The following is a 15,593-nucleotide window of genomic DNA, read 5'->3' on the forward strand; positions in this document are numbered from 1 at the left end:
GCTCGCGATAGCGGTGTGTCAGCCAAAACAGGCCTCACTGACACATCGCTATCGCGAGCAGGCTCACTCCTACAAGGGATCTGCGGTTTTTCTCGTAATCCAGTAAACTGCCGCACGTTTTTTCCTCAAGTAGTGTTTTCCCCATGCAAATTGCTCTGGCGCCCATGGAAGGGTTGGTCGACGACATCCTGCGCGACGTGCTGACCCGCGTTGGCGGCATCGATTGGTGCGTGACCGAATTCATCCGGGTCAACGATCAATTGCTCACGCCGGCTTACTTCCACAAGTTCGGCCCGGAGCTGCTCAACGGCGCCCGCACCCGATCCGGTGTGCCGCTGCGTGTGCAATTGCTCGGTTCCGACCCGGTGTGCCTGGCGGAAAACGCGGCGCTTGCATGCGAACTCGGCTCTGAAGTGATCGACCTCAACTTCGGCTGCCCGGCCAAGACCGTCAACAAGTCTCGTGGCGGCGCGGTCCTGCTCAAGGAGCCCGAGCTGCTCAATCAGATCGTCGAGCACGTGCGGCGTGCCGTACCGGCGCACATTCCGGTCACCGCGAAGATGCGCCTGGGCTTCGACAGCCCGGACGGTTCGCTGGTCTGCGCAACGGCGCTGGCCGAGGGCGGCGCCGAACACATCGTGGTTCACGCACGGACCAAAATGGATGGCTACAAACCGCCGGCGCACTGGGAGTGGATTCCACGTGTGCAGGATGTGGTCAAGGTGCCGGTGTTCGCCAACGGTGATATCTGGAGTGTCGAAGACTGGCGCCGTTGCCGTGAAATCAGCGGCGTCGAAGACATCATGCTCGGTCGCGGTCTGGTCTCACGACCCGATCTGGCCAAACAGATCGCTGCCGCACGCGCTGGCGAAGAGGTCGTCGAGATGACCTGGGCCGAGCTGCTGCCGCTGATTCAGGACTTCTGGTTACAGGCCAAGGCGCAGATGACCGTCCGCCAATCGCCGGGTCGTCTGAAGCAATGGCTGGCCATGCTGACGCGCAATTATCCCGAAGCCACCGAGCTGTTCACCGTCCTGCGCCGCGAGACGGAACCGGATCAGGTCTCGCGTCTGCTCGGTCTGCCGGTTGCCGAAGCGGCCTGAAAAAAATCTGCAAACAGTCTCTTGAAAACATTTCAGCGGTCCCTATCTAAGGGTTACGCGATGCCGAATTCGGGTCGCGGAGACAGAAAACCTTGCTGATTGTTTTCAGGAGATTTGAACCATGAGTACTGCATTTTCCCTCGCGCCACTGTTCCGTTCCTCGGTAGGTTTCGACCGTTTCAACGACCTGTTCGAAACCGCCTTGCGCAATGAGCCAGGCAGCACCTATCCACCCTACAACGTCGAAAAACACGGTGACGATCAATACCGTATCGTCGTAGCCGCTGCCGGTTTCCAGGAAGAAGACCTGGACCTGCAAGTCGAGAAGGGTGTGCTGACCATCAGTGGCGGCAAACGTGATGCCAACGAAGGTGTGACCTTCCTGCATCAGGGCATCGCCCAGCGTGCTTTCAAGCTGTCCTTCCGTCTGGCCGATCACATCGAGATCAAGGCCGCCGACCTCAGTAACGGTCTGCTGAGCATCGACCTGTTGCGGGTGATCCCGGAAGAAGCGAAAGCCAAACGCATCCCGATCAACGGGACGCAGAAACCGGCTCTGCAGCACTGAGTCACTGGCAGACGAACACACGTCTGAACAGCGACTGATCTGCAGAACAAAGGCCCCGATACGTCGGGGCCTTTTTTGTGCGCGCAGGAAAACCCGATGCAGTGTTTGCCGCTGCTGTCCCGGCTCTTTACAATCCGCGCAGTTTTGCCGACCCCATTCCTTATCGGTCGGCCTGGAGCCTTTTTCATGGACGAGATTCAACAGCGCTGGCTGTGCGCCCTGTCTGCGCCAATGGCGGCGCTCAATCCTGGAGCCGGGTATGACGATCCGGCGTTCTGCGACGACGACTACATTGATCTGAAGGACAGCTGGGGCATCGACAACCGGCAGCAGTTGTTCGACATGATCGAGCGCATGGCCGACCACGGCCATGCCACGCACCTCGCAGAGGCCTATCTGGCGTGGCAGCGTCGTCTGCCGAGCGAGTGGCGAGCCTTGCTCGACAGGCTGGAGCCCCGTGAACGCATTCTGCATGAGTTTGCCAGTCGCACTTTTGGCAGCTGTGGCCCGGGTGGCATCTTGTCCTGGGACTACGGGCGGATGGGGTTTCTCCTGCGTTGCGCGGTGCGTAACCAGTGGATCGATCTGGCCGAGAGTAATTGGCTGCACAGTCGTCTGGCCGTCAGAGCGCAATACCATTACGGCAGTTGGATGGCTTACTTCAATGGCTTCCTGGTCGGCCGCACCTTCTGGTCATGCCTGAGCAAGTCTGACGATGAGCTGGCGTTCGAACTGGATCGCCAGGGGCAGAGTTCGCACAACCTGCTGATTGCCCGTGGACTCGACCGGAACATCCCGCAGTTCCTCGCTGACTTGCCCTGGCAGATAGAACTGGATCTGTCGCAACGTCCCGAATCGCTCAAGGAGTTCGACTGGTCATGAGTTGCTGGATTCATCTGGGCATCGAGCCCACTACCGACGAAACCCTGATTCGCGATGCATACCGGGCCCGCCTGCCGGCGCATCATCCAGAGACCGATCCGCAAGGTTTTCAAGCGCTGCGCATGGCTTACGAAAACGCCCTGCGGCTGGCGCGTGATGAAGAGGAAGAAGAGCCGGAGGTGTTCGAAGAGCCGGAACCCGCCGTTGTCGAGGTGCCGCAGGCCTTCGTGGATTTTTGCGAGTTACTGGACGACCGCGCGCGGCGCTTCGACTTCAACGCTTGGCAGGCGTTTGTCCGATCACTCGATCAATTGTCCCTGGAGGCCCTCGAAGACCTCAGTTGGGGTTTGTACCATCGGCTGGCCGACGCTGGACCGTTGTCTTATCGTTGCGCGAATCTGCTGGCCCGGCGCATGGCTTGGGACCAGCAACTGCTGGATCTGTCGTTTGCTGACGCGCAGTCTGTGGAAGCCTTTCTGCAACGGCTGAAGACGGGCGATCCGTTCGACACGACCCTGATGAACACCTGGCCCGAGGCGGTGCAGATCGAATCGCTTTGGTATGCGCGCAGCCTCGACTTCATCTTCGCCCAGCGCCCGCTCGATGAGTTCGCCGACTTCGCCAGTCAGCACACGTGCCAGGCATTGCCCAGCGACGACGCGTACAGCAAGCGCCTGTTGACCCAGTTCGTTCAGGCGGGCATCGCTGGACCCGGCCTGTTGCAGATATGTGTCGAGCAGCAGGCGGCAAACCCCGACGATGTCGACTGGCTGTACTTGCTGGCCTGCCAGAGCAGTCTGTCGGGGCTGGATGATCAGGCGTTGCCGTGCTGGATTCGGCTCTGGCAGGAACATCGTCATCCAAAGGCCGAAAGCCATTTGATGGCGTTGTGTGCAGAGCGCCAACCGGACGTGCTGCCCTTGCTGATTCAGGCCTTTGATTGTGGGCTGCCGTTCACTGCCTGGCCGAGTGATCCGGGCCACGTCAGCCAACAATATGGCAGCCCCTCACAGCGCCCCGAAACCCTGACGCGCTGGTTGGGCATCGGTCGCATCGAGCTGCAAGGATTGGCCAAGGCTTTTGTCGATTGGCGTATGCACGACGATGAGCTGCCGTTATTGCCACTGTTGCTTGGCAGTCATGACGACGCCAGATTGCAACGACTGTACCGGCATGCCTGGGCGCTTCATCGCGGTGACGTGCCGTTGTTGCAGCAGATGCTCGACGAACCCCAGCCGGTGGATGCTCTCGAGGCGCTGGTGCTGAGTGGATTCAAGTATCAGGCCGAACAGCATGTGCGCTGGCTGACCCAAGCGCCGATCCCATTGGCGATGAACGCCTGGGTCGATGCAGGCGCGGATTCGCCAGCACTGCCCGACGCCCTGAAAGAAGATCCGCCGCACAGCCTCTGCCGCCTCTGGTTACGTCGCTTGCGCCCGTACAGCCGCGCCGCCCTCGAGCGCATTGGCGAAGACTTCAAACTGAATGATTCGCGCGCCAGCACCGATCTGTCGGAACTGGCGTTGTTGCTGCAACTGAGTCAGCGCGACGTGCTGTTGCCGCCGTCGGGGGCAGGAGAGGCGCTGTGGCAATGGCATGCGCAAACCGTATTGTTGCTGGCCTTGCTCGGGCAACCGGAACGTTGCTTGTCACTGACCGACGCGGCGCTGTTGGAGCAATTGGCTTTCAACCCGTCGCACCCACTCAGCCGCTTGCAGCCGCTGTTGCAGCGATTGCTGCGTGAGCAAGGTAACTGCGAGGGTCTGCTCGGTTTCCTGCAAACCGAGGATCCGGTGCATGCGCTGCTCGCACGGGAAATGTGCGGTGTGCAGGAAGCACTCGACAGCCTGCGCTTGTTGAGCAATGACCGCCTATTCGAGTGCATGCGCAGCGATCTGAGTGCGTTCGATGATGACCTGTTAGGGCGGATGCTCCTGACGGCAGTGTTCTATCACTGCGGATTGTTTGACGCCAAACAGCGGCGCTTCCTGCTCGACAGGATCACCGAAATCGTCAATCCCCAGGATTGGTTCGACGGCTTCCGCCACAGCTTGATCAAGGGCGAGCCGACGCGACCGCCACGTCAGGCGCTCGAGGATGAAGGCGTCAACGACGTCGATGGGTTTTACCTGGCTCTGGATGTGCTCAAGGATCTGGTGCAGTACGGCAACGCTGGCGTGCCACGGCAGAAAACCCTGATGCGCCTTCAGCGAGCCAAGGACGATACGCAGAACGGGCTCGGTTCGCGGTTTGCCTTCAGTGCCTTGCTGTCGTGGTCGGAACGGTTGCTGCTGGCAAAGGCTGACACGCGTGCGGCCCCGGCTACCGCGTTCTGGCGGTTGGGCACACGGCTGGGGCGTGAGGCATTTGTCGGGCAGGTGATCGGCATCGTGCTGCTCACGCCGCTGCTGGGATTGTTCAGCGGCTCAATGTTTTCCGCCGGTGTTGTGCTGGTGCTGGCAGTGGCGCTGTTGCTCAGCGCCATATTGCGACGCCTGCATGACATGGGCCGAGGTTTGCCGACCTTTCTGATTCTCGCGGGTCTGACCCCGGTTCTGCCGTTTCTGCCGTTGCTGCTGTTCGGTTTTCCCGGGGAGAAACTGCCCAACCGCTATGGCGTACCACCGGAGAGTTTCCGTGAAGACCCGTTGTCCGGTGGCTTGCAGGCCGCTTTGCGCCGGCTCATCGGCTAGAGGCGCCATTCATCCAGCGCGTCGTTGAGCTGTGTGCGGTGGCTGGCGATCTCTGCCGATTGCTGGTCACCGAGCACGCGCGTGAAGCTGTACAGCCATTCGGCAATTTGCTCGCGTTCGTCGCCGAGGCTCTGCATCCACGCACGTTCCAGCCGCGCCAGCAACGTGCGGTTGGGCAAGGCATCGCGCGGGTGGACCTTGAGCGTGGCGAGCCGGTCATGGCTGTTTTTTCGTGCCTGTTCGTCGAGCCCGGTGGGGCTGCGGTCGATGCTGTGGCTGTGCCGCGCACGTGTTTCCAGCAGCGTCACGTCAACTTCGAGCAGGCCATTGATGTCGTAACTGAAGCGTACATCCAGTTGCTGGATGTGATCGGTGGGCATCAGCGCGACATCGAAAGCGTCGATGAAAATGTTGTCGCGTACCCACGGCCGTTCGCCCTGATACACCGCAATGCGGATTTTTTCCTGGCGCGGATGCGTCGTGTAATAGCGCTCTACCCGTGACGTCGGAATGACGGTGTTGCGCTCGATGATCGGCGAAAAAGCGCCTTCGACACCTTTGCCGCGCAGGGTCTCGATGCCCAGCGTGTAGGGGCAGACGTCAGTCAGAATCAACTCTTCCACGGCGCCATCGCGTGCCTTGCAGGCCGCTTGTGTCGCCGCGCCGAGCGCGACAATCGTGTCGGGATCAAGATGTCGATAGGGCAGGCGCCCAAACAGCGTGGCGACCAATTGCTGCACCGCCGGCATCCGCGTGGCGCCACCGACCAGCACCAGGCTGTCGAGGTCGCGCGGCTTGAGTCGCGCATCACGCAGGGCTTGTTCGATAGGCGCGCGCAAGCGACCGAGCAGGGGCTCCCAGATTCTCACCGCAGCGGCTTCATCCAGTGACCATTCGAATGTCTGCCCGGCATGTCGCCAGCTCAGTTGTTGTTTGCCTTCACCCAGTTTGCACTTGAGCTGTTCCAGCGCATCGCCAAGGCTGGCCATGCCTTGCGCGTCGACCATCGACGGCGTCAGTTGCCAGTCGTTGAGGCAGGCCTGCAGCAGCGCGGCGGTGAAGTCTTCGCCGCCGAGAAAGTTATCGCCGGTGGACGCATGCACCTCGATAAGCGGCAGCGCGTATTCCAGCACCGTGACATCGAAAGTGCCGCCGCCCAGATCGAAGATCAGCGTGCGTTCGAATTTCTGCTCATGCAGCCCATAAGCCATGGCCGCGGCAGTCGGCTCGTTGATCAGGCGCGTGACGGACAGTCCGGCCAGTTCAGCGGCAAATAGGGTGCGTTTACGTTGCTCGTCACTGAAGTACGCCGGTACGGAAATCACCGCTTCCGAGACCGGGTGGCCAAGAAAGGCTTCGGCGTCCTGCTTGAGTGAGCGGAGCACCAAAGCCGAAAGCTCCTCAGGGCTGAACGGGCGACTGCCGAGTTCGACTTGTTTGTCGCTGCCCATGAACCGTTTGAAAGCAGCGGCGGTGCGGTCCGGGTGCGTGGTCAGTCTTGCGCGGGCAGCCTTGCCCACCAGAATCGTGTCGTCTTCATCGAGGCTGACCACCGAGGGGGTCAGCACATCGCCGAGGGCGTTGGGGATCAACCGCGCCTGACCGTCCTGCCAGACGGCGATCAAGCTGTTGGTGGTGCCAAGGTCGATGCCCAGCAGGGCTGGGCGGGGAAGGGTTGCATCCTGCATGACTGATCTCGAAACGGCGCAAAAAACGCGACCCTACAGGTTGCCGCCAACCCTGGCAATTGCGCCTCTGTTGCAAGTTGCGCGTCACGGCAGCAGCTTTTTCAGACCCTCCAGCGGTAATGGGCGGCTGTGCAGATAGCCCTGATACAAGTGGCAACCCAGACCTTGCAGGAAGGCCAACTGCTCCGGGGTTTCCACGCCTTCGGCAATCACTTCGAGTTCGAGGCTGCGGGCCATGGCGACGATCGCACGGATGATCTCCGCGTCGTTCGGGTCGGTGGTTGCGTCGCGGATAAACGACTGGTCGATTTTCAGCGTGTCCACCGGCAAGCGCTTGAGGTAAGTCAGCGATGAATAACCTGTACCGAAATCGTCCATGGCGAAACTCACGCCGAGTTTTTTCAGGCGACGCATCTTGTTGATGGTGTCTTCCAGATTCTGAATGACGATGCCTTCGGTGATTTCCAGTTTCAGCAGTGAGCAGGGCAGGCCGTGGCTGGTCATGCTGCGTTCGATGCGTTCGACGAAGTCGTTCTGGCGGAACTGTCGCGGACTGATGTTCACGCACAGGCTGAAGTCGAATGGGTCGATCAGGTCGGCGGCGATCAGCTGTTTGAACGCCTCGCAGGCTTCGTCGAGGATCCAGGTACCCACTTCCAGAATCAGGCCGCTGTCCTCCAGCACCTTGATGAATTCAGTCGGCGATTGCGCGCCGAGTTCCGGGTGATTCCAGCGCACCAGGGCCTCGGCGCCAATGATGCGATTGCCCCGTGCGTCGACTTGTGGCTGGAAGTGCACTTTGAATTCGCCGCGAGACAGGGCCAGGCGCAAATCGGTTTCCATGCGCAGCCGCTCGCTGGCCGCTTTCTGCATGGTGTTGTGGTACATCTGCGTGGTGTTGCGCCCGGAATCCTTGGCCCGGTACAGGGCGATGTCGGCACGCTTGAGCAGGTCGGTCGGGGTCGAACCGTGATCGGGGATCAGCGCCACGCCGATGCTCGGCGTCACTTGCAGGCGTTGACCGTCGAGGAACATCGGCTCCGAGAGCAATTCACGGATGGTGTCGGCCAATTCGCGGACCTGGACGCTGACTTCGTTGCGTGAGCCTTCCAGGCCGCTGAGCAACACCACGAATTCATCGCCGCCCAGCCGCGCAACGGTATCTTCCATGCGCACGCTGGCTTCGAGCCGTGCGGTGATGATCTTCAGTACCGTGTCGCCGACCGGGTGGCCCAGCGAATCGTTGATGTGTTTGAAATGGTCGAGATCGAGAAACAGCAGCGCACCGCGCAGGTTGTGGCGCTTGAGCAGGGCGATCTGCTGGCTCAGGCGATCCATCAGCAGTGCGCGGTTGGGCAGGTTGGTCAGCGGATCGTGGTAAGCCAGATGGCGGATTTGCGCCTCGGCGTTTTTCAGCAGGCTGACGTCGCGAGCGGTCAGCAGCAGGCACGCCGTTTCATTCAGGGTGATCGGCTCGACCGAAACTTCCACCGTCAGCAATTCCCCGCGCTTGTTGCGCCCGAGCATTTCCTGATGGTGCACGCGGCCCTTGATCTGCAGTTCGGCGAGCAACGCCGAGCGTTGTTTTTCCTCGGCCCAGATGCCGACCTGATACACGGTTTTGCCGACCACCTCATCGGCGCGATAGCCGGTGAGGCGACAGAAACCGTCGTTGACCTCCAGATAGCGTCCGGTATCGCGTTCGGTGATGGTGATCGCGTCGGGGCTTGAGTGAAACGCCTTGGCGAATTTCTCTTCGCTGGCCTTCAGCGCCGCTTCCGAGCGTTGCTGCTGCGTGATGTCGCGCAGGGTGGTGACGATGCAGGGCTGATTGCCGACGCTGATCTGTCGGCTGGAAATCACGCAGGTCAGCGACTGGCCGTCCTTGTGCTGGACGATGATCGCGACATTGCTCAGGCCTTGTTCGCGGATCACCCGTTCGATCCGTTGCAGGCTTTTCGCCGAAGCGTCCCACAGGCCGATGTCTTCGGCGGTGCGGCCGATCACGTCGGCGGCGCTCCAGCCGAAAGTCTGGGTGAAGCTTGAGTTGATTTCGATGAACTCGCCGCTGTCCTGCCGTGTGACGCAGATCGGGTCGGGGCTGACCTGGAACAGCGTGGCAAATTTCTCCTCGGACGCCACCAGCCGCTGTTCGCGCTCGACCTGATCGGTGATGTCCAGCAGCGTACCGGCCATGCGCAGCGGCGCGCCGTTGTCGTCGCGATAGAGGCGCGCGCGGCTTTCCAGATAGCGTGAGCTGCCATCTGGCAATTGCACGCGATACGTCAGCTGATAATTGCCCGCCGGGCCTTCGCGCAGGCTGCGATAGGCGTCACGCATGCTGTCGCGCTCTTCGCCGGGCACGCCCTCGAAAAACTCGTCGAAGGATTCATGGAACGGTTTCGGTTCCAGCCCGTGCAACTGCGCGGCGCGTGCCGAGCCGTAGAGCATGCCGCTGGGGATGTGCCAGTCCCAGGTGCCCAGTTGCGCCGAATCCAGCGCCAGATCGAGGCGTTCCTGACTGTCTTTCAGGGCGTGTTCGGCGGCTTTGCGCTCGGTGGTGTCGAGGAAAGTGCTGAGCAGATACGGCTGGCCTTCGAGTTCGACCTTTTGCGCGCTGAGAATGCCGTCATGAATCTGCCCGTTGCTGGCGCGAAACTGCACTTCCATGCTGATCAGTTCGCCCTTGGCCTTGGTCTTCTTGACCAGTTCGGCGCGTTGCTCGGGGTGCACCCACAGGCCCAGTTCCAGGGTGGTGCGGCCAATCGCGCTCTGTACCGGCCAGCCGAACAGGCTTTCGAAATACTGATTGGCTTCGCTGATCAGGCCGTCTTCCTGGCGAGTGAGCAAGACCATGTTCGGGCACAGGTGAAACAGTGTGGCGAAACGTTTCTCCGAGCTGCTCAAGGCCTGTTCGCGTTGACGCTGGTGGGTGATTTCGCGAATCACCCCGATCATTCGGGGGCGGCCGTTTTTGTCCGGGAGCAGGCTGCCGTTGATCTCCAGCCAATGCAGGCTGCCGTCGGGCCAGCGGATGCGGTGATGCATCGCCTGTTCCAGCGGCGCGCCGGCAATCACCGCATGGAAGGCGCGGACGGTTTTTGCGCGGTCTTCCGGCGGCAGCAAATCGAGGTATTCGAGATCTTCCGGCAGCGGCTGGCGTGGATCGAAGCCGAATAATGCCTGGGTGCCCCGTGACCAACTGATCTGCCCGCGCTCGATGTCCCAATACCAGGCGCCGAGCCGCGCACCGTTGAGCGCGGCGAGCAATTGCGGCGCGCTCTCCCAGCTCTGCTCGGAACGTCGCGGGTCAATGGCTTGAATGCGCGGCATCGGCGGAATTCGGTCAACAGATTTTGGCATCGTTAACAGGCCTTGAGCGGTGGTGGCATTTTCGGCACAGGGACAGCGGCTCTATAGGAGTAGCACAAGTTAGCCCAGAGTCCCTGGCAGATCGATTTGAGCATCCAGCAAGGCCATAAACGCTCTTGCCGCATTCGATAGCGTCCGTTCGGTGTGCACGATATAGCCTAGCTGGCGACTGAGCTGTATGCCCGGCAATGCGATGCTTGCCACCTGATCATCGAGCATGGTGCGCGGCAACACGCTCCAGGCCAGGCCAATCGAGACCATCATCTTGATGGTTTCCAGATAGTTGGTGCTCATGGCGATGTTCGGCGTCAGTCCCTGGGCCTCGAACAAGCGTTGGACAATATGGTGTGTAAATGTGTTGCCGCCGGGGAAAACCGCCGGATGACCGGCAATGTCCGCCAGACTGACGGCACCATTGCTGATCAGCGAATGCTCGGGAGCGACGACGAAATCCAGCGGGTCGTCCCACACCGGCGTGGCTTTGACCAGCGTGTGCGGTTCCGGCGCGAGGGTAATCACCGCCAGCTCCGCACGGCCGTGGAGAATTTCCTCGTAGGCCACTTCCGAATCGAGGAACTGAATATCCAGCGCGACTTGTGGGTAGCGGCGGGTGAACTCCCTTAACAAGGGTGGCAAACGGTGCAGGCCGATGTGGTGACTGGTGGCCAGCGTCAGCCGGCCGCTGACTTCACCGGTCAGATTGGTCAGCGCCCGGCGAGTGTCATCCAGCACGTTGAGAATCTGATAAGCCCGTGGCAGCAGGGCGCGGCCGGCTTCGGTCAGGCCGACTTCACGGCCCAGGCGATCGAACAGGCGCACCTTCAGTTGTTGCTCCAGTCCGGCGATGCGTTTGCTGATTGCCGGTTGCGTCAGGTGCAGTCTTTCGCCGGCGCCGGAGAAGCTGCCTGTCTCGGCAATCGCGATAAAAGCGTTGAGGTTGGCCAGATCCATGTTCGTATTCCAGTTGGTTATCCAAAGCATAAAAAATATGAATTTGAGTTATTTAATCTAACCCCATAGGATCGGCCTCACAAGCCAAAGGGTTATTGATAAGCCCAGGGCATAGAAACAAGCTGATGAGGAACCGTCTGATGGCCGGCAAAACGCTCTACGACAAGCTCTGGGATTCGCATTTGGTCAAGCAGCGCGACGATGGCTCTGCACTGATCTACATCGATCGTCACATCATTCACGAAGTGACCTCGCCGCAAGCCTTCGAAGGCCTGCGTCTGGCCGGGCGCAAGCCTTGGCGCATCGATGCCAACATCGCGACCCCGGACCACAACGTACCGACCACGCCAGAGCGCAAGGGCGGCATCGAAGCCATCGCCGACCAGGTCTCGCGTTTGCAGGTGCAGACTCTCGATGACAACTGCGATGAATACGGCATCGTCGAATTCAAGATGAACGACGTCCGCCAGGGCATCGTTCACGTGATCAGCCCGGAGCAGGGCGCAACCTTGCCGGGCATGACCGTGGTCTGCGGCGACTCGCACACCTCGACCCACGGCGCATTCGGTGCCTTGGCGCACGGTATCGGCACCTCCGAGGTCGAGCACGTGCTTGCCACTCAGTGCCTGGTTGCCAAGAAAATGAAAAACATGCTGGTGCGCGTTGAAGGGCAATTGCCGTTCGGCGTGACCGCCAAGGACATCGTCCTCGCGGTGATCGGCAAGATCGGCACCGCCGGCGGTAACGGCCATGCCATCGAATTCGCAGGCAGCGCGATCCGCGACTTGTCCGTCGAAGGCCGCATGACCATCTGCAACATGTCCATCGAAGCCGGCGCCCGCGTTGGCCTGGTGGCAGCGGATCAGAAGACTGTCGACTATGTGAAGGGTCGTCCGTTCGCACCGAAAGGCGCGGAGTGGGACATGGCCGTCGAGGCCTGGAAAGACCTGGTCTCCGACGCTGATGCCAAGTTCGACACCGTCGTCGAACTCGACGCCGCGCAGATCAAGCCGCAAGTCAGCTGGGGCACTTCCCCGGAAATGGTATTGGCCGTTGATCAGAACGTGCCGGACCCGGCCAAAGAGATGGATCTGGTCAAACGCGACTCGATCGTCCGCGCCTTGAAGTACATGGGTTTGACCGCCAATCAGGCGATCACCGATATTCAACTGGATCGCGTGTTCATCGGTTCCTGCACCAACTCGCGGATCGAAGACCTGCGCGCTGCAGCCGTTATCGCCAAGGGCCGCAAAGTCGCTTCGACCATCAAGCAAGCGATCGTCGTGCCGGGCTCGGGCCTGGTAAAGGCGCAGGCGGAAGCCGAAGGACTGGACAAGATTTTCCTCGAAGCCGGTTTTGAATGGCGTGAGCCGGGTTGCTCGATGTGCCTGGCGATGAACCCGGACCGTTTGGAGTCCGGCGAACACTGCGCCTCGACCTCCAACCGTAACTTCGAAGGCCGTCAGGGCGCCGGTGGCCGTACCCACCTCGTCAGCCCGGCCATGGCTGCTGCGGCAGCGGTGAATGGTCGTTTCATCGACGTCCGTGAATTGATCTAAAGGAGCGCAGCATGAAAGCTTTTACCCAGCACACTGGTCTTGTCGCGCCTTTGGATCGTGCCAACGTCGACACCGACCAGATCATTCCAAAGCAGTTCTTGAAGTCGATCAAACGCACCGGTTTCGGCCCGAACCTGTTCGACGAGTGGCGTTACCTCGATGTCGGCCAGCCGTATCAGGACAACTCCAAGCGTCCGCTGAACAAGGACTTCGTCCTCAACGCCGAGCGTTACCAGGGCGCCAGCGTGTTGCTGGCCCGCGAGAACTTTGGTTGCGGCTCCAGCCGTGAACACGCGCCATGGGCGCTGGAAGAATACGGTTTCCGCAGCATCATCGCGCCGAGCTACGCCGACATCTTCTTCAACAACAGCTTCAAGAACGGCTTGCTGCCAATCATCCTGAGCGACGCTGAAGTCGATGAGTTGTTCAAGCAAGTTGAAGCCGAGCCGGGCTATCAATTGCAGGTCGATCTGCACGAACAGACCGTGACCAGCCCGAATGGCAAGGTTTACCGCTTCGAGATCGATGCGTTCCGCAAGCACTGCCTGTTGAACGGTCTGGACGATATCGGCCTGACCTTGCAGGACGGCGATGCGATTGCGACGTTTGAGGCCAAACACCGCGTGAGCCAGCCGTGGTTGTTCCGCGACGCATAATGATTCGAGATTGATGCAGTCAAGGCCGGCCTCTTCGCGAGCAGGCTCGCTCCCACACTTGAAATACATTCTCCTGTGGGAGCGAGCCTGCTCGCGAAGACGGCCGCTGAAACAACACAAATGCAGGATGTGACCATGACCAGCACCGCCCAGCACACTCAGGTCGTACAAAAGCAATTCGGTGAACAGGCCGCCGCCTACCTGAGCAGCGCCGTTCACGCTCAGGGCACCGAATTTGCGCTGCTACAGGCCGAACTGGCCGGGCAGGGCGAGGCTCGCGTGCTGGACCTGGGTTGCGGCGCCGGTCATGTGAGTTTCCATGTCGCACCGCTGGTCAGGGAAGTGGTCGCCTACGACCTGTCGCAGCAAATGCTCGACGTGGTCGCTGCTGCCGCCGTAGATCGCGGCTTCAGCAACATTTCCACCGTCAACGGCGCCGCCGAGCGTCTGCCGTTTGCCGATGGCGAGTTTGATTTTGTGTTCAGCCGTTATTCGGCACATCACTGGAGCGATCTTGGTGTGGCCCTGCGTGAAGTGCGCCGGGTGTTGAAACCGGGTGGCGTGGCAGCGTTCGTTGACGTGTTGTCACCGGGCAGCCCGTTGTTCGACACTTACCTGCAAAGCGTCGAAGTGCTGCGCGATACCAGCCATGTGCGCGATTATTCCGCTGGCGAGTGGTTGCGTCAGGTCAGCGAGGCCGGGCTGCATACCCGCAGCACCACGCGGCAGCGTCTGCGCCTGGAATACAGCAGTTGGGTCGAGCGCATGCGCACACCCGAAGTGATGCGTGCGGCAATCCGCGAATTGCAGCGCTCGATGGGCAATGAAGTACGCGAATATTTTGAGATTGATGCCGACGGCTCGTTCAGTACAGATGTGATCGTACTGATGGCTGAGCGATAAGAATTTTTCCGGGAGTGCCAGTAAACGGCGCACCGACTGAAGACACGAGGAAAGCATGAGCAAGCAGATTCTGATTCTCCCAGGCGACGGTATTGGTCCGGAAATCATGGCCGAAGCGGTCAAGGTGCTGGAACTGGCCAACGACAAGTACAGCCTGGGCTTCGAGCTGAGCCATGACGTGATCGGTGGCGCCGCCATCGACAAGCACGGCGTGCCGCTGGCCGACGAAACCCTCGACCGCGCCCGCGCTGCCGATGCGGTACTGCTGGGCGCCGTCGGCGGCCCGAAGTGGGACACCATTGAGCGTGACATCCGCCCTGAGCGTGGTCTGCTGAAAATCCGTGCGCAACTGGGCCTGTTCGGCAACCTGCGTCCGGCGATTCTGTATCCACAACTGGCCGATGCTTCCAGCCTCAAGCCGGAAATCGTCGCCGGCCTGGACATCCTGATCGTCCGTGAGCTGACCGGCGGCATCTACTTCGGCGCACCACGTGGTACCCGTACCCTGGAAAACGGCGAGCGTCAGTCCTACGACACCCTGCCGTACAGCGAAAGCGAAATCCGCCGTATTGCCCGTGTCGGTTTCGACATGGCCATGGTCCGTGGCAAGAAGCTCTGCTCGGTGGACAAGGCCAACGTCCTCGCCTCCAGCCAGCTGTGGCGTGAAGTGGTCGAGCAAGTGGCGAAAGACTATCCAGAAGTCGAACTGAGCCACATGTACGTCGATAACGCCGCCATGCAACTGGTGCGCGCACCGAAGCAGTTCGACGTGATCGTTACCGACAACATGTTCGGCGACATCCTGTCCGACGAAGCGTCGATGCTCACCGGTTCCATTGGCATGCTGCCGTCGGCCTCGCTGGATTCGAACAACAAGGGCATGTATGAGCCTTGCCACGGTTCGGCTCCGGACATTGCTGGTAAAGGCATTGCCAACCCGCTGGCAACGATTCTGTCGGTGTCGATGATGCTGCGTTACAGCTTCAATCTGCACGACGCGGCCGATGCCATTGAAAAAGCCGTCAGCGTCGTACTCGATCAGGGTCTGCGCACGGGCGACATCTATTCGGCCGGTTGCACTAAAGTCGGTACGCAGGAAATGGGCGACGCAGTAGTCGCCGCGCTGCGGAATCTGTAATCTCTCGGGCCCGCTGCGAAATTCAATACAAAGCAGCGGCCCACTTTTCAAGAAGGTGTAGTTGCGATGAAACGTGTAGG

Annotated in this window: 11 protein-coding genes; 8 read left to right on the top strand and 3 right to left on the bottom strand. The window is 60.6% G+C overall.

Annotated elements, in window-relative coordinates:
- Window positions 1–143 precede the first annotated feature (143 nt).
- The 4 genes from ACIOWE_RS23685 (at window position 144) to ACIOWE_RS23700 (ending at window position 5,246) form a co-directional block, all read left to right on the top strand.
- Window positions 144–1,103 carry a tRNA dihydrouridine synthase gene (locus ACIOWE_RS23685; protein ID WP_401396505.1) on the top strand — a complete coding sequence of 320 codons (960 nt, stop codon included), beginning with the start codon at window positions 144–146 and terminating at the stop codon, window positions 1,101–1,103.
- Between the two features lie 121 nt (window positions 1,104–1,224).
- On the top strand, window positions 1,225–1,671 hold the full coding sequence (locus ACIOWE_RS23690; RefSeq protein ID WP_166219861.1) for an Hsp20 family protein: 447 nt from the start codon (window positions 1,225–1,227) through the stop codon (window positions 1,669–1,671).
- 186 nt (window positions 1,672–1,857) lie between these two features.
- The gene (locus ACIOWE_RS23695) at window positions 1,858–2,553 is read left to right on the top strand and encodes a DUF1266 domain-containing protein (protein WP_401396509.1); all 696 of its coding nucleotides are present in this window, start codon (window positions 1,858–1,860) and stop codon (window positions 2,551–2,553) included.
- Entirely contained in the window at window positions 2,550–5,246 is a 2,697-nt protein-coding gene (locus ACIOWE_RS23700) for a DUF805 domain-containing protein (protein WP_401396511.1), read from the top strand. Before ACIOWE_RS23695 ends, ACIOWE_RS23700 begins: the two co-directional genes overlap by 4 nt.
- On the opposite strand, the gene ACIOWE_RS23705 is transcribed toward ACIOWE_RS23700, so the two are convergent.
- From ACIOWE_RS23705 to ACIOWE_RS23715, 3 genes are all read right to left on the bottom strand, one after another.
- On the bottom strand, window positions 5,243–6,934 hold the full coding sequence (locus tag ACIOWE_RS23705; protein WP_401396513.1) for an Hsp70 family protein: 1,692 nt from the start codon (window positions 6,932–6,934) through the stop codon (window positions 5,243–5,245). The two genes, ACIOWE_RS23700 and ACIOWE_RS23705, sit on opposite strands and share 4 nt — an antisense overlap.
- Before the next feature lie 84 nt (window positions 6,935–7,018).
- A complete protein-coding gene (locus ACIOWE_RS23710) occupies window positions 7,019–10,297 on the bottom strand; it encodes a PAS domain S-box protein (protein ID WP_401396516.1) in 3,279 nt (1,092 codons plus the stop codon).
- Between the two features lie 69 nt (window positions 10,298–10,366).
- A complete protein-coding gene (locus ACIOWE_RS23715) occupies window positions 10,367–11,257 on the bottom strand; it encodes a LysR family transcriptional regulator (RefSeq protein ID WP_201239074.1) in 891 nt (296 codons plus the stop codon).
- A 140-nt stretch (window positions 11,258–11,397) separates the two neighbouring features.
- On the opposite strand from ACIOWE_RS23715, the gene leuC reads away from it, so the two are divergent.
- From leuC to leuB, 4 genes are all read left to right on the top strand, one after another.
- Window positions 11,398–12,816, top strand: a complete 1,419-nt coding sequence (leuC, locus tag ACIOWE_RS23720) for a 3-isopropylmalate dehydratase large subunit (RefSeq protein ID WP_016984527.1) — start codon at window positions 11,398–11,400, stop codon at window positions 12,814–12,816.
- Window positions 12,817–12,827: 11 nt separating this feature from the next.
- On the top strand, window positions 12,828–13,472 hold the full coding sequence (gene leuD / locus ACIOWE_RS23725; RefSeq protein WP_401396520.1) for a 3-isopropylmalate dehydratase small subunit: 645 nt from the start codon (window positions 12,828–12,830) through the stop codon (window positions 13,470–13,472).
- Between the two features lie 135 nt (window positions 13,473–13,607).
- On the top strand, window positions 13,608–14,375 hold the full coding sequence (locus ACIOWE_RS23730) for a class I SAM-dependent methyltransferase (protein WP_401396523.1): 768 nt from the start codon (window positions 13,608–13,610) through the stop codon (window positions 14,373–14,375).
- Between the two features lie 55 nt (window positions 14,376–14,430).
- Window positions 14,431–15,513, top strand: coding sequence for a 3-isopropylmalate dehydrogenase (gene leuB / locus ACIOWE_RS23735; RefSeq protein ID WP_003226430.1), 1,083 nt, complete (start codon window positions 14,431–14,433; stop codon window positions 15,511–15,513).
- Window positions 15,514–15,593 lie beyond the last annotated feature (80 nt).

Origin of the sequence: Pseudomonas sp. NPDC087598 (genome assembly GCF_044743525.1) — a bacterium.
Taxonomy (GTDB): Bacteria; Pseudomonadota; Gammaproteobacteria; order Pseudomonadales; family Pseudomonadaceae; genus Aquipseudomonas.

Excerpts from the sequence above, each read along its gene's own strand:
- ACIOWE_RS23685 (WP_401396505.1), top strand. The coding sequence starts at position 144 with ATGCAAATTGCTCTGGCGCCCATGGAAGGGTTGGTCGACGACATCCTG.
- ACIOWE_RS23690 (WP_166219861.1), top strand. The coding sequence starts at position 1,225 with ATGAGTACTGCATTTTCCCTCGCGCCACTGTTCCGTTCCTCGGTAGGT.
- ACIOWE_RS23695 (WP_401396509.1), top strand. The coding sequence starts at position 1,858 with ATGGACGAGATTCAACAGCGCTGGCTGTGCGCCCTGTCTGCGCCAATG.
- ACIOWE_RS23700 (WP_401396511.1), top strand. The coding sequence starts at position 2,550 with ATGAGTTGCTGGATTCATCTGGGCATCGAGCCCACTACCGACGAAACC.
- ACIOWE_RS23705 (WP_401396513.1), bottom strand. The coding sequence starts at position 6,934 with ATGCAGGATGCAACCCTTCCCCGCCCAGCCCTGCTGGGCATCGACCTT.
- ACIOWE_RS23710 (WP_401396516.1), bottom strand. The coding sequence starts at position 10,297 with ATGCCAAAATCTGTTGACCGAATTCCGCCGATGCCGCGCATTCAAGCC.
- ACIOWE_RS23715 (WP_201239074.1), bottom strand. The coding sequence starts at position 11,257 with ATGGATCTGGCCAACCTCAACGCTTTTATCGCGATTGCCGAGACAGGC.
- leuC (WP_016984527.1), top strand. The coding sequence starts at position 11,398 with ATGGCCGGCAAAACGCTCTACGACAAGCTCTGGGATTCGCATTTGGTC.
- leuD (WP_401396520.1), top strand. The coding sequence starts at position 12,828 with ATGAAAGCTTTTACCCAGCACACTGGTCTTGTCGCGCCTTTGGATCGT.
- ACIOWE_RS23730 (WP_401396523.1), top strand. The coding sequence starts at position 13,608 with ATGACCAGCACCGCCCAGCACACTCAGGTCGTACAAAAGCAATTCGGT.
- leuB (WP_003226430.1), top strand. The coding sequence starts at position 14,431 with ATGAGCAAGCAGATTCTGATTCTCCCAGGCGACGGTATTGGTCCGGAA.